Annotated in this window: 11 protein-coding genes; 5 read left to right on the plus strand and 6 right to left on the minus strand. The window is 74.3% G+C overall.

Going from position 1 to position 13,480, the window contains the following annotated elements; translation table 11 throughout:
- Positions 1-219: 219 nt before the first annotated feature.
- The 3 genes from ACFWOG_RS14985 to ACFWOG_RS14995 are packed head-to-tail and all read right to left on the minus strand — an operon-like array spanning position 220 to position 2,960.
- Positions 220-1,095 carry a 3-hydroxyacyl-CoA dehydrogenase family protein gene (locus ACFWOG_RS14985; protein ID WP_380358442.1) on the minus strand — a complete coding sequence of 292 codons (876 nt, stop codon included), beginning with the start codon at positions 1,093-1,095 and terminating at the stop codon, positions 220-222.
- Between the two features lie 51 nt (positions 1,096-1,146).
- The gene (locus tag ACFWOG_RS14990) at positions 1,147-2,067 is read right to left on the minus strand and encodes a hypothetical protein (RefSeq protein WP_380358445.1); all 921 of its coding nucleotides are present in this window, start codon (positions 2,065-2,067) and stop codon (positions 1,147-1,149) included.
- Positions 2,064-2,960, minus strand: a complete 897-nt coding sequence (locus ACFWOG_RS14995) for a 3-hydroxyacyl-CoA dehydrogenase NAD-binding domain-containing protein (protein ID WP_380358448.1) — start codon at positions 2,958-2,960, stop codon at positions 2,064-2,066. The genes ACFWOG_RS14990 and ACFWOG_RS14995 overlap by 4 nt, the downstream gene beginning before the upstream one ends.
- A gap of 200 nt (positions 2,961-3,160) precedes the next feature.
- Here ACFWOG_RS14995 and ACFWOG_RS15000 point away from each other — a divergent pair, with 200 nt between their 5' ends.
- Positions 3,161-4,093: a LysR family transcriptional regulator gene (locus ACFWOG_RS15000; protein ID WP_380358451.1), complete on the plus strand. Its 933-nt coding sequence runs from the start codon at positions 3,161-3,163 to the stop codon at positions 4,091-4,093.
- Positions 4,094-4,956: 863 nt separating this feature from the next.
- On the opposite strand, the gene ACFWOG_RS15005 is transcribed toward ACFWOG_RS15000, so the two are convergent.
- Complete coding sequence (locus ACFWOG_RS15005; RefSeq protein ID WP_380358454.1) at positions 4,957-6,216, minus strand: alpha/beta hydrolase family protein; 1,260 nt, start codon at positions 6,214-6,216, stop codon at positions 4,957-4,959.
- A 262-nt stretch (positions 6,217-6,478) separates the two neighbouring features.
- Between ACFWOG_RS15005 and ACFWOG_RS15010 the strand changes: the two genes are divergently transcribed.
- The 4 genes from ACFWOG_RS15010 to ACFWOG_RS15025 all read left to right on the plus strand — a co-directional run bounded on the left by ACFWOG_RS15010 (position 6,479) and on the right by ACFWOG_RS15025 (position 11,945).
- Positions 6,479-7,657 carry a sensor histidine kinase gene (locus ACFWOG_RS15010; RefSeq protein ID WP_380358457.1) on the plus strand — a complete coding sequence of 393 codons (1,179 nt, stop codon included), beginning with the start codon at positions 6,479-6,481 and terminating at the stop codon, positions 7,655-7,657.
- Positions 7,654-8,325, plus strand: coding sequence for a response regulator (locus ACFWOG_RS15015; protein ID WP_380358460.1), 672 nt, complete (start codon positions 7,654-7,656; stop codon positions 8,323-8,325). The genes ACFWOG_RS15010 and ACFWOG_RS15015 overlap by 4 nt, the downstream gene beginning before the upstream one ends.
- Before the next feature lie 914 nt (positions 8,326-9,239).
- Positions 9,240-10,745: a S1 RNA-binding domain-containing protein gene (locus tag ACFWOG_RS15020; RefSeq protein ID WP_380358463.1), complete on the plus strand. Its 1,506-nt coding sequence runs from the start codon at positions 9,240-9,242 to the stop codon at positions 10,743-10,745.
- Between the two features lie 573 nt (positions 10,746-11,318).
- A complete protein-coding gene (locus ACFWOG_RS15025; protein ID WP_380358466.1) occupies positions 11,319-11,945 on the plus strand; it encodes a hypothetical protein in 627 nt (208 codons plus the stop codon).
- A 632-nt stretch (positions 11,946-12,577) separates the two neighbouring features.
- Here the strand turns inward: ACFWOG_RS15025 and ACFWOG_RS15030 are convergent.
- Positions 12,578-12,955 carry a nuclear transport factor 2 family protein gene (locus tag ACFWOG_RS15030; protein WP_380358469.1) on the minus strand — a complete coding sequence of 126 codons (378 nt, stop codon included), beginning with the start codon at positions 12,953-12,955 and terminating at the stop codon, positions 12,578-12,580.
- A 141-nt stretch (positions 12,956-13,096) separates the two neighbouring features.
- Positions 13,097-13,480 (minus strand): hypothetical protein (locus ACFWOG_RS15035; RefSeq protein ID WP_380358471.1); only part of this gene is annotated, 384 nt, incomplete at its 5' end.

Below are 13,480 nucleotides of genomic sequence, written 5' to 3' on the forward strand. Positions count from 1 at the left end.
GATCGACAGCAGCATCGTCTCCGACGCCGCCGGCGGCGAACCCCTGCGCTGCCCCGGCGCCGACGCGGCCCTCGCCCTGTTGCGCCGGGCGCTGGGGGAGCACCTGGCCCGCTGGTAGACCGGGCCGGTCACGGGGCGGCCGCGCGCACCGCACCGCACCGCACCGCGCGGCCCGTGCCTGCACCGCGCGCCGTCACGCCTATCACGACCAAATACGCGCTAGGCGGCGGGGGTGGGGTAGTCGTCGTAGAAGCCGCGGCCGGTCTTCAGCCCGAGGTGCCCTGCGTCGACGTAGCTGCGGAGCAGCTTGCGCGGGCCCTCGGGCAGGTGCGGGTTCTCGGCGGCGTAGTGGTTCTCGATGTCGAGTACCACGTCGAGGCCGACCTGGTCCATCATCCGGAACGGGCCGGCCTTCAGGCCCATGTTGATCTGCCACATCCGGTCGACGTCCTGGGGGGTGGAGACGCCCTCGGCGACCACGGCCAGGGCCTCGCGCTTGATGGCGGCCCAGACGCGGTTGAAGATGAAGCCCGTGCTCTCCTTGTGGGCCTCGAACGGGAAGACCCCGTACTTCGGCAGTTCCTGCTTGAGGAAGGACAGCACGTCCGGGTCGGTCCGGCCGTCAGACATCAGGTCGACGGCGTTCTGCTGGGGCGGCATGTAGAAGTGCATGTTGACGACGCGTTCGACGTGGGTGACGCCGTCGATGAACTGGCTGGTCGGGTAGGACGAGGAGTTGCTGGCCAGGATCGCGTCGGAGGCGGCCTGCCGGTCGAGGTCGGCGAAGACCCGCTTCTTCAGGTCGAGGTGCTCGGGCACGGCCTCCACGACCAGCCAGGCGTCCGCCACGGCGTCGGCCTGGTCGTCGTGGGCCACGGCGGTGCCCGGCCGGCCGGCCCCGACGGTGGCGGCGACCTCGCCGACGTGCTCGGCGACGTAGGCGACGGCCTGTTCGGCGACGGCACGGTTGGGGTCGAAGATCCGGACCTCTCCGCCGCGGGTGGCGAACATCAGGGCGATGCGGCGGCCGAGGGTGCCCGCGCCGATCACGGTGACGGGGCGGGACTCGATGCGGTCGGGGAGGACGAAGGCCATGGCTCTGTGCTTCTTTCCGGAAACGGTGGGGGCGGGGGCATGCGGCCGCGGTTACGGCAGGCACAGTCCGGTCAGCGGGGTGCCGAGGGCGGCCACCTCGCGCGGGGCGCGGCCCGCGGCGGGGCCGTCCGGGAGCGGGACCTCGCGGATGTGCCCGCCGAGGTCGGCTACGTAGGCGAGGCCGGCGGCGGTGTCGACGGCAAGGCCGATCGCCTCGGCGAAGCCGGACGCCAGGATCTGCGGTCGTTGCCCGGACCCGCCGGGGCCGGGCAGCGGGGCCCGGTTGAGGGTGTTGCCGTCGGGGGCTGCGCCGCGGTCGGTCCAGTACAGGGTGTCGCCGTCGAGGTGCAGATCGATCGGCTCGGGCAGGTGGTCCCAGAGCACCTCGATGTCGGTGCGGTGCTCGGCGCTCTGTCCGGCCGGGATATCCAGGCCGGCCCGCAGGATGCGGCCCCGGCCGCCCTTCGCGGGCCCCTTCTGGGTCCAGTACAGGTGGCCGCGGACGGAGTCGACGGCGATGCCGACGCACTCGCCCATGATCCCTTCGGCGGCGGGCGTCACCACGAGGTCGATCAGGCCGCTGCCGTCGGTGCGCACCCGGCTGATCCGGTGGCCCTCGCGGTCGCACCAGTACAGGGCGCCCGCGCCGTCGGAGGTGAGCTGCTTGCCGGTGGTCATCGCCCCGGCCTGGACCAGGTCGCGCCGCGGGCCGCCCGGGCTCCAGGCATGGACGCCGCCGTTGCGGGGGGAGAAGTCGTAGCCGCCCTCGCCCGGGGTGCCGGGGTCGACGTCGGGCGCGCCCATCGTGGTCCAGTACACGGCGCCGTCCGCCGCGACAACGCCGTCCGGGGAGTTGCCGGCGTCCTCGACCAGGGTGCGCACCCGGCCGTCGGCGGTGTCCACCTCCAGCACCCGGCCCGGGACGAGCTGCAGCGCCAGCAGGCGCTTCGAGGCCGCTCCGGCCGCGGTCACTTCCGGCCTCCATCGGTGGCGCCGGTCGGGGGCTCGGGCCAGTCCAGCGGGGCGAGGGCTGCCCTGGTGCGCCGGTCGCGGAGTTCGGCGAGGCGCCGGTAGGCCTGCTCACCGGTGCCGTAGGCCGCTTCGACCGCGTCGAGGACCTCGCCCATGCCGGCCGGGTCGGGGCTGCCGATCTCGAAGGTCAGCTGGGACCCGACGTGCTCCACCAGGTGCCGCATGCCAGCCGGTCCGCCGCCGAGGGTGCCGCTCTCGAACGGCCCGATGGTGGCCCAGCGCAGTCCGAGGGAGGCGCGGACCAGGTCGTCGAGGTCCGACACGTCGATGACGCCCTGCTGCACCAGGTAGATGGCCTGGTCGTTGAAGACCTTCTGCAGGCGGTTGCCGACGAAGCCCGGGATCTCCTTCTTCAGCCGGATCGGCAGCTTGCCGAGCCCGCGGTACACCTCCACGGCCCGGTCCACCGTCGCGGCGGAGGTCTCCGGCCCGGGCACCACCTCCACCAGCGGCATCAGCTCGGGCGGGTTGAACGGGTGGCCGATCACGATCCGGTCCGCCGCCGGGTTGCCCTTCACGATCACGGAGGGCAGCAGCGAGGACGAGGACGAGGCCAGCACCACGCCGTCGGCCGTGCGCGCGGCCAGCGTGCCGAACATCTGCTCCTTGACGTCGGTGCGTTCGGGCCCCGCCTCCTGGACGAAGTCGGCGCCGGCCGCCGCGGCGGCCAGGTCGTCGGTCGCCGTCACCTCGAAGCCCGCCAGGTCGCGGGCCACCACCTCGGCCAGGTCGGGCCGCGGGTCGCTGATCCGGACCTCCCAGCCCGCCTTGCCGAACAGCCGTGCCCACGAGACGCCGATGACACCGGCCCCGACGATCGTCACGACCGCCATGAAGATCACCCCAGAGGAATCAGAAGGACAGGAGAGCCCGGCCCCGGTCCGTCCCCGGAACACATTCCAAGGGACGGGCCGCCCGATGGGGCGGCAAGCCGACAGGACCGAACAGGGTCGGACTGCGGCGGTGTCCCACGGGCCGTGCACGATCCACTCCACACCCGCCCGGCTAGGTCTGTCCAATATATGATTGCGGCATGAACGATAGGGCTGACGATATTGCACTGTCCCGGCGGCTGATGGAGCAGTTCCTCACCGTGGCCCGGGAAGGGCACTTCGGACGGGCCGCCGAGCTCCTCGGCATGAGCCAGCCACCGCTCAGCCAGTCGATCCAGCGCCTGGAGCGGATGCTCGGCGTCCGCCTGCTGGACCGCGGCCCCGGCGGGGCCCGGCCGACCGCCGCCGGGCGGGTGTTCGCCGCCGACGCGCAGCGGCTGCTCGACCTACAGGGCGCCGCGGTCGCCCGCGCCCGCCGGGTCGCCGACGGCGTCGAGGGCGACCTCCTGGTCGGCTACGTCAGCCTGCTCAGCCACCTCTACCTCCCGGCGGTGCTGCGCGCCGCCGCCGAGGAGCTCCCGGGGCTGCGCATCCACCTGCGGCACGGCTCCTCGGCGGCGGTGGCCGACCAGGTGCGGACGGGTGCGCTCGACCTCGGCTTCCTGCGCGACCCGGCCCGGCTCTCCGCCGACCTGGTCAGCGCCGTCGTGGCCACCGAGCGGATCGAGGCTGCCGTCCCCCGCGGCCACCGCCTCGCCGACACCGGCGGGATCTCACTGGACCGGCTCCGCGACGAGGACTTCGCACTGCCCGACCCCACCGCCCTGCCGGTGCTGGCCGAGCAGGTCCACCTGGCCTGCCACCGGGCCGGCTTCACCCCCCGGGGCACCGTCCTGGCCGACGACCTCAGCGGCCTGCTCAGCCACGTCGCCGCCGGGTGGTGCGTCAGCCTGCTGCCCGCGGGGGCCCGGCAGCTCACCGACGAGGTGGCGCTCCTTCCCTTGCTGGGCGACACCGGCGATCTGCGGACCACCGTCCGGGCCGTGCACCGCACCGACGCCGACGCGACCGTGAGCCGCCTGCTCCAGGTGATCGCGGGCCTGCGCCCCGGGCACGCCCAGGGCCCGGTGTAGTGACCACGGACGTCGGTGACAGGGTTCACGGGTCGGTGGTCTTGAAACGAGTGAGGGCCTTCTGGCCAGGTGTGGATTGCGACATCTACCCCGGCGCCAGAAAGGCCCTCATGCCACACCGTGACGCACCGCTGACCGAACCGCGGAGCCCGGCACCCCGCCTCGAACTCCTGCACTTTGGCGTGCAGTACACCGAGGCTGACGTCACGGTGACCCTGTTCGTCCCCGACGCGATCGTGACCGGCACGGTCATCACCCTCGACACATGGGAGCATCTGCTGCTCAAGCCGCCTGCGCAACGTTCGTCGGCGAGCAGGATGAGCTCGCGCGGCAGGTCGCCGCGCACACGATCGCGAACCGGCTGCCGGAGCGGGGACTGCGCGGGGTCGCGGTGGACTGCACGACGGCTTCCAGCTGGGCGGCCGCCGCCGCGTCCAGGAGCGGGATCACCTCGTCCCACCGTCCGGCCTGCGTCGCCGAGCCGACAGTCGGTCATCCCCACCACCGGGGTCGCCCGCCGGGGCGGGGTGAGTCCGAGAACGCGGGCGATGCGGACGAAGTGCTTGTTGTGCCAGCGGTAGCAGCTGCTCACCTCCTTCACACCGCGCTGGCGGGCGACGCCGTGCGCAGCGTGGTGCAGAAGCGCCTGCAGGTTGTCCCGGTCGTTGGTGCTCCCGGCCCCCGTTCGCCGGCTGCGCTTGCCCGTTCCCGGATCCGGCTGCCGCCCGTTTGCGGGAAGGCACAGGGGGTCCGTCCGTTCTCCGGTCGTGCCGGCTCCGTGTCCGGGCCCGCCCCGCGTCCGCCACGCTACTGGCCGGACGGCCGTGCCGTCCGGCGCCACGAGGGGTGTCGGGCGGGCCGGTTCAGCGCAGTACCTCCAGCTCCGGCCAGTGGTCGCCGGGCCGGTCGAGGAAGCCGGTGGGCCGCCCTGTCAGGTACCGCGCGAAGAAGGCGGCGACGGCGGTGCGCTGGGCGGCCAGGGAGCGCCGGGGGTCGACGGTGCCGATGAGTCCGGCTGTGTCGGGGACCGGCAGGCGGCGGACGAGCTGGGGCAGGAGGACCTGGAGGTCGGTGTACGAGCCGTGGGCGGCGTTTCGCAGCCGCAGAGCGTGCCGGGGGCCGGTGGACGCCGCCCAGCAGGAGGCCCAGCTCGGTTCGGTGCGCAGGGTCTTCGTACCGGAGGCCATCAGCAGGAAGGGCTTGGCGAGGCCGCTGTCGGCGACGGGTCCGAGGAGGGCGCCGTCGAGGTCGGCCGCCGCGCGGACGCGGGGCTCGTCGTGGGCGAGCTGGGCGGCGACGGAGCCGCCGAGGGACTGCCCGAGCACGCCGGTCCTGGCCGGGTCGGCAGCTTTGGCGAGCCCGTCCGGGAGCGGGTCGGTGCCGGTGTCGGGGCGGTCCCCGCGGGCGAGTCGGTCGAGTGCGCCGAGGACGAAGCGGGCGTCGGCGAGGCGGGCCCGGGAGTGCCCGGCGAGGAGGGCGGCGATGACCTCCGGGGTGAGGTCGTCGGGGAGCGGGAGGGCGCGTTCGACCCGGCCGCCGGGGAACTCGACCTGTTCGGCCTCGTACGTGGAGTCGAGGGTGACGACGAGGTGGCCGCGGCTCGCCAGCTCCTCGACCAGGGTGGTGCCGAGGGCGCGCGAGCCGCCGTCGCCGGAGGAGAACAGCACCACGGGCAGCCGGCCGGCACGGCGGGCGACGGGCGCGCCGGTGCGGGCGTGGGTCCTGATCCCCCGCCAGTCGGCGGCGCCGGCGGGGACACCGAGGGCCGGTGCGGAGTGCGCGTCCCAGTCGGCCGCCGCGGCCGGGGGCAGCCAGGGGGCTGTCGGGTGGCTTGCCCCGGGTTCCGCCGGGTACCAGAGGCCGGCCATGAGCTCCCGGTAGGGCTTGGCGGGGAGGAAGGGATCGGGGCGGCTGTCGTCGACCAGGTGCAGCGCGACGGTGCCGACGGGCCAGGGCCCGGTGGGCGCGGGCAGCCGCAGCGGGACGGGGGTGCCGGGGGCGTGCGCGGGGCCGTGTCCCCCGGCCGGGGCGGCGGGGCGGTTTCCCGGGGCGGGGGCGGCGGCCACGGTGGCGAGCACGGCGGCGCCGAGCGTGCCGAGCAGGGCGCGGCGGGTCGGGGGCATGGGCAGGCTCCTCGGGCGGGTACGGCTGCGGGGTCGCCACCATGGTTTCGCCGCCGAGGGTGCGGGGCGCCCTGCCGGGGGACGATCCCGTTGGTGGGCGCGGGTCGCCCCAGGGCGCGACCGCTCCTCCACGCGGAGGAGACCCCGGTGGCCCGGGGTCTCCCCGGTCTCCGCCGGTGGGCGGACGCCTTCGCGGGCGCGGGGGCCCTACCGTGGGGCTCCGGCGAGGACGCCGGACGACGCGGACGCGAGGACGGACACGATGACCGGGACCGGCGCGGTACGGACGGGCCCGCCGGGCGCCCTCGCCCGGCTGCCGGGGCGGGTGCCGCCCCTGGTGGCGGACGCCGCGCTCGCGGCGGCCCTGTTCCTGGTGACGCTCGGGCCGGGGCGGGTGGCGGACGGTACGGGCTTCGCGCTGCAGACCGCTCTGGTGCTGCCGTTGGTGTGGCGGCGGCGGGCGCCCCGGTCCGCGTTCGGCGTGATCGCCGCCGCGGCGCTCGTGCAGTGGCTGCTGGGTGTTCAGCTGCCGGCCGACGCGGCGTTGCTGGTCGCCCTCGGGACGGTGACCGCGCGGGCGCCGCACCGGTCGGCCTGGGCGGCGGGTCTGGTGGCGGTGGCCGGGGCGGTGCTGGCGGCGGCGCGCTGGGCGCCCGAGGGCCGGTTCCTCGCCTCGGCCGCCGCGATGACGGCGGCGGTCGCCGCGAGCGCGCTGCTCGGGGCGAACGCCCGGATCCGGCGGGCCGCGCGGGCGGAGCGGCTGGCTCGGCTGGAACGGGACCGCGACGAGCGGGAGCGTCGGGCGGTGGAGGAGGAACGCGCCCGGATCGCGCGGGAGTTGCACGACAGCGTGACGCACGGCCTGTCGGTGGTGGTGGCGCTGGCGGACGCGCTCGGGCACGCGCGGCCGGCCGACTCCTCCGCCGTGACGGCCCGGATCGCGGAGACCGGGCGGCAGGCGCTGACCGACATGCGGCGGGCGCTGGGCCTGCTCCAGGACGCCGGTACCGACGCGGGGCCCAGGGACGACCGGCGGTCGCCACCGGGGATCGCGCAGCTCGGGGCGCTGTGCGAGCGGATGGAGGCGGCGGGCCTCGTGACCCGGCTGCGGGTGGACGGCGAGGCCGCCGGGGTGCCGGCCGCGGCGCAGCTGACAGTGCACCGGCTCGTCCAGGAGTCGCTGACCAACACGCTGCGCCACGCGCCGGAGGGGGCGCGCGCCGAGGTGCGGGTGTCCTGCGCGCCGGGGACGGTCACGGTCGAGGTGACCGACGACGGGCGGGCCGCAGCGACCGGGCGGCCGGGATCCGCCGGGTCCGGGCGGGGTCTCACGGGGATGCGGGAGCGCGCCGCGGCCTTCGGCGGGGTGTTGGAGGCGGGCCCGCGGCCGGGCGACGGCTGGCGGGTCTTCGTACGGCTTGATCCCGGGGACGCGCCGTGAGCGTGCGGGTGCTGCTGGTGGACGACGAGGAACTGCTGCGGCTGGCGTTCGGCATGATCCTGCGCGCCGAGCCGGACATGGAGCCGGTCGGGGAGGCGGCCGACGGGGCGGCGGCGGTGGAGCTGGCGCGGCGGCTGCGGCCGGACGTGGTGCTGATGGACGTGCGGATGCCGGGCACCGACGGCATCGAGGCGACCCGGCGGCTGCTGCGCGAGGTGCCCGGGACGCGGGTGCTGGTGCTCACGACCTTCGACCTGGACGCCTACGCCTTCGAGGCGCTGCGTGCCGGGGCCTCCGGCTTCCTGCTGAAGAACATCCGGCCGGAGGAGCTGCTGGGGGCGATCCGCGACGTGGCCCGGGGGGACGCCGTGGTCTCCCCCCAGGTGACCCGGCGGCTGCTGGACCGCTTCGCGCACCGCCTCCCCGCCGCCGGGGACGACGGCGGCGGGGGCGACGCGAAGCGGCTGCGCGTGCTGACCGCGCGCGAGCGGGAGGTCCTGCTGGGGGTCGCCCGCGGCCTGACCAACACGGAACTCGCCGCCGCCCTCGGCCTCGCGGAGCCCACGGTGAAGAAGCATCTCGGCCGGGTCATGGCCAAGCTGGGTCTGCGGGACCGGGTGCAGGCGGTGATCTTCGCGTACGAGTGCGGGCTGGTCGGGCCGGGGTAGGCGCGGCCGGTCCGTGGGCGGGGGCTGCGTCCGGGTGTCCGCCCGTGTTCCGCGGTGCCTCGGGGGTCCGCCCGCGGACGCCTGCGGTTCCGGTGGTGCTGTTCCCGGTGGCCGGTGTCGCGTTCCTGGCGCGGATGCCGTGGGGCAGGTCCGGTGGGCATCCACTTCGCCGCGGCGGGTGGGGGTGCTGCGCAGCGCCCGGCGGTCCCGGCTGGCGGCCCGGCTTCCCGCGCCCCGCCGCCGCGCTGCCCCGCTCCACCGGTGCCGCCGCAGGCGACACCCCCAGCCCCCTCGCTGAGGTGCCGCCAGGCCCCGGCCGCTCCCGTGCCGGAGTCCGTGGTGTCAGCCGGGTCGTGGCAGGCCGGTGCCACGTCGGGTCGGCCCGGCTCGCTCGTCGGCTGCCGGCCCGCTGTCCTGCTCGGATCCGTCTCGTTTCGCTGCGTGCTCCGGCCACTGCCCGGCCCGTCCGTTGCCGCCAGCTCCCGGCCCGCTCCGGCTCCTGCTGCTCCCGGCCCGTCCGGCCGCCAGCGGGCTCGCCCGGCCGTTGCTGCTCCCGGGCGCGTTCGCCGGCTGAGCTCGGTCGCTCGCACGTTCCGGCTGTTCCCGCCCGCCGGTCTGCTGCTTGCGCTTCGTCCGGCCGTTGCCGGCTACCCCCCCCGGCCCGTTCGGCCCTCGTGCGCCGGCTGCTCGCGGCCGTGTTCGCCCGCTCCGGCCGTGTGGACATGGTGGTTCACCCTGGGCGTTGGATATGGGGGAGCGTCCGGCCCGTCGGCTCGGGCAGGATGGCCTGATGAGCTTTCACCGTCAAAGTCACCAGTTCCTGTCGCACCCCGACGGTGGCGCGGACGCCTTGGACCGCGGCCGGGCCGCGGTATTGTCCTCGGCTGCTGTGGGGCAGTGACGTGCTGCGTTACGTGTACCGGATCACCAAGTACGACCCCGCGGACCGCGACGAGCGGGGTTACTACACGGGGGCGGAGGAGACGGTCAGCGACCACGGGCCCGTTGAGGCCGCCTACCTTGAGGCGGTTGCCGCCTTCGCCGAGGACACCGGTGTGCGGCACCTTGCTGTCCGCGAGCCTCAGGCCGCGCTCGGGGTCGTACACTTCGGCTTGGAGCCGGAGGTCGAGGACGGCGGTCTCGCAGGACTCTTCCCGTCCGACCTGACCGGCTTCCACGACGGGGCGCAGGTATCGGTCGCGCTCGGCCTGGAGTTGGTGCGGGCGATGCTGCGCGACGGCAGCGTCTGGTGCCGCCTGGAGGTCGAGGACGCCTTCGCCGTGCACGTTGGATGGGACCAGTACGTGTACGTGGGCAGCAACGTGCCGTGCGAGGCGGCGCTGGCGCGCACCCGCGAACTGGGCCTCTTCCCCGAACCGCTGGACGCTTCCCCGTACGAGGCGCATTTCGACGAGCCGGGTGAGCAGCGCCCCGCCGACGACGTCTTCTGGGCGCGTGTGCGCTGGTGCGTGGCGATGCGCGAGGCGGCGCTCCTAGAGGAGACACACGTCGACAATGCCTCCCGCTGGCACCGGCTCGGTGACGGCACGTTCGATGTGGTGCGCGCCCGGCTGGCCCCGCGGGCCCGCCTCGCCGTCTGGCCAGACCTGTCCACCGATGTAGCCGCGGTCCTGGCCGGCCTCCCGGAGGAGGGCCTGGCCGAATTCGTGTGGGAGGACCAGGACGGCCGGATCACCAGCACGGTCGCCGACGAGACCGAGTTCACGGCCCTGGCCGCCCAGGTCCGCGGCGCACGTGCCGCTGCCGTCCTGCCGATGGACGTCGATGGGCGCAGTCCCCTGTTCACGGCTGTGCTGCCCGACGGGGACGGTGTCCTGCGCGCCCGGTGGCGCACGGAGCCGACCCCGAGCGACCGGGACTGGGCCTTCCTGAAGACCCTGCGCCGCGGCCAGAGTGTGACCGGCACCGTCACCGAGATCGCGAGCTTCGGCGTCACGTTCGTCGACATCGGAGGATTCACCGCGATGATCAACATTCCCGAACTGTCCTGGCGCCCCATCGGTCACCCCTCCGCTACCGTCGCGGTCGGCCAGCAGATCACGGCGGAGATCCTCGACGTCGACCTTGTGCGGGAACGGGTACCGCTGTCCCTCAAAGCACTGCAGGAAGACCCGATGCCGCAGATCGTGCAGCAGGTAGGCCGGATCGTCACCGGAGAAGTCACCAAGCTCGTGTCGTTCGGTGCCTTCGTCCGCATCGAGGACCGGGCGGACGGCTTCGAAGGGTTGGTGCACAACACCGAACTCGCGGAGCCACATGTAGACCGGCCCGAGGACGCCGTTCAGGTCGGTGACAGGCTCATCGTGAAGATCATCGACGTCGATCCCACGCGGCGCCGGATCACGCTGTCGCACACGCAGGCTCGCGGCTCGCGTGCGCAGGGGAATCGACGCGTCTGACTGCTCGGGCAGTTGCAAGATGGCCACCGCTTCGGACCGGTGTCCGGCAGCTGACAGTCAAGGCGCGCGGCACGCGCCACCTCCTGACCCGCTGCGCTGTGCCAGGAACCGATTGAACGCCTGTTCGTGCGCTGCGCCGGGGCGATAGCGCTCTGGCCCGGTTCTACAGTGCGGTCCAGCCGCACGCCCGCCCGTTCCGGCCGACCCCGCAGGCCAGGTCGATCCTGATCTCGTCCGGGCGGAACGGCATCCAGTCGATGCCGAGGTCGCGCAGTCAATCCGCCGTCAGCCGCGCCGGCTTCGGGCAGCGGGGGAGGCTCTCGTAGGAGAAGAGGGTGACCCACTCGTCCGTCTGATCGGTCATGCCGCCCATCATGCCGCGATCCCGCTTCGGGGTGCCCGGCCAAGAAGCCGACGTGGTCTTTTCGGTCAGATCCTGTGCTCAGGACGGGGGATTCAGGACACCGTTCGTGCTCGCCCCTCCCCGTCGGGCGGGGTTTCGCATGCTGGACGGGTGCCCCGGTCCCGATCGGGCGGGGGTCTTTCCGCAGCTGTACACACGGAGGTGGACGGATGAGGTCGGGGATTCGTACGTGGGCGCGCGGGGCGGGCGTCGCCCTGCTGGCGGTCGCGGCGGCGGCGCCGGTGGCGGGCGCGACGCCCGCCGACACGTCGGCGCAGCCGGGGATGATCGACATCGCTGACCTGCCGCCGGACTCGCTGCCCTGGATGGGCGGGGCGTACGACGAGCCCGGGTGGAACATCACGGGCCCCTGTTTCTGGCAGTACAACACCAACGACATCCCGGTGGAGAGCGTCTGGAGCGCCGGGTTCAACACCTCGGAGACGGCCTCGGTCTACGAGCACGCCGTCGTCCTGCCGACCGAGGCCGAGGCGGTCGCCCTGGCCGGGTCGGTCCGGCAGCACTACGAGGGCTGTGTCGACCGTACGCGCGCCGGAAACACGGGTGACATCGTGACCGGGTACGACCACGGGTCGATCGCGGTCGAGGAGGGGGCGACCGCGGGCGGCGTGCACATCGCCTATGTCCCCTACTGGCAGGGCTACCGCAACTACCTCTACGGCGTGGGCCGGGACGGCAATACCGTGGTCCTCGTCGAGTGGGAGAGCAACTGGACCCAGCCCGACGTCCCCGCCTTCAAGGAGACGGTGAAGGCGGCGGTGAACAAGCTGTACTGATCGGGCCGTCGCCTGCCGGCCCGCGTCGGCCGGACCTGCGCCGGGCTGTCTCCTGGCCGGGGCTGCGCCGTGGTTCGGCTGGCCGGGCCGTCGTTGAGGTTGCTGTGCCGCCGTCTGGGCCGGGTTGCGGCCTTGCTGCGTCGCTGGCCTGACCGGCTCGTGGAGGCCCGGCTGCTGTGCTCCGGCGGCCCGGCTCGCTCGGCGTCCGTCCTGCTTCGGTCTGGGTGTGCGCGGCAATCACCCGGGCCGGCCGGTCCTGGCCGCCGCCGGGCCCGCCGTCCCTGGTGGCCGTGCCCGCCGTGCTGCGCCCCCGCCCCGGGCTGTCGGGCGCCGCTGTCCTGGCTGGGTGGCTGTCAGGCCGCCCTGGAGGACGTCCAGGCGCCGCCCTGGACGGCCGGTGGGGCTGTCGTTGCCTGTCGCGTCCCGCTGTCCGGGGTGGTGTCGCGTGCCATGACGTGGGCGGATACCCCTGATCCCCTGTGTGTGGTTCGGGCACGACAGGTGGGTGCGACAGGGTGGGGGCGTGGCCGCGGCTGCTGCTCGGGTGGTGGCTGCCGGCCGGTGTCGACGACCGCCAGGTGTGGGCTGTCCCGGCTGTCGTCCCGTTAGAAGGACAGCGGCAGGGGGACGACTCAGGAGGCGGACGGTTTGATCTCGCCCGCGAAGACGATGATCTGGTCGATGAGGCTCCGCCGCAGATGTACGACGTCCGTTCCCGTCAGGCGGGGGCCTCCATCCGGCGTGGTGAAGACCCACTGGTATCGGGCCCACTCGTCAGGCATGTCCACCTCCGAGCAGCGTGCCATCGTGCCGGTCCCCGCCGGGTGGCGCCGGATGTCCAGCACGAAACGCTCGACCGCCGTGATTCCCTCGCTGCGACCCAATGGCCCCCAGAAGACCACGTCTGAGGTCAGGGCCTGGGAGAGCAGGGCAGTCACATAGCTGTCGTCCGAGGCGTTGAACGCGGAGATGAACGTGTCGATCGCGGAGCGTGCTGTCTCTTCCTGCATGCCCCAGTAGTACCAGCCATTGCGCGTGCGCTCGTCCTGCGAGCTGCCTTCCGATCACGGTGGACCGTCCCGGCCACTGTTCGGCGGCCTGGCGGTGGGTGGGTCAATCGTTGGTGGCCGCGGGGCGGGGGAAGAGGCCGATCAGGTCGGCGGGGACGGGCTGCTGGCCGGGGCCTGGCCGGGGCCCGCGTCCGGCCGGGCGCGGCCCGGGAGCGGGTGCCTCGCCGCCTGCGACGGGCCCGGCGACCGAGTCCGGTCGGGCAGGACGTCGAGTGCCCCGTACAGGGCCGCCAGGTGCTCGCGAGCGGCCCTGGCGTGCCGGACGACCTGGGCGAGCTGCTCGCCGTCCAGGGCCTCCAGTCCCTGCTGCCCGGTGGTAGCCAGTTCCGGGCCGATTCCCGCCAGCAGCTCCTGGGCCTCCTCGCGCAGTCGCGGGGCCTGGTCGGCCAGGCGGCGCCGGCGCAGGGCGGCCTGGCGGCACGCCTGACCGCAGTAGATGCCGGGGCGGCCGGTGCGGGCCGGGCC

This window comes from Kitasatospora sp. NPDC058406, from assembly GCF_042722765.1.
Lineage (GTDB): Bacteria > Actinomycetota > Actinomycetes > Streptomycetales > Streptomycetaceae > Kitasatospora.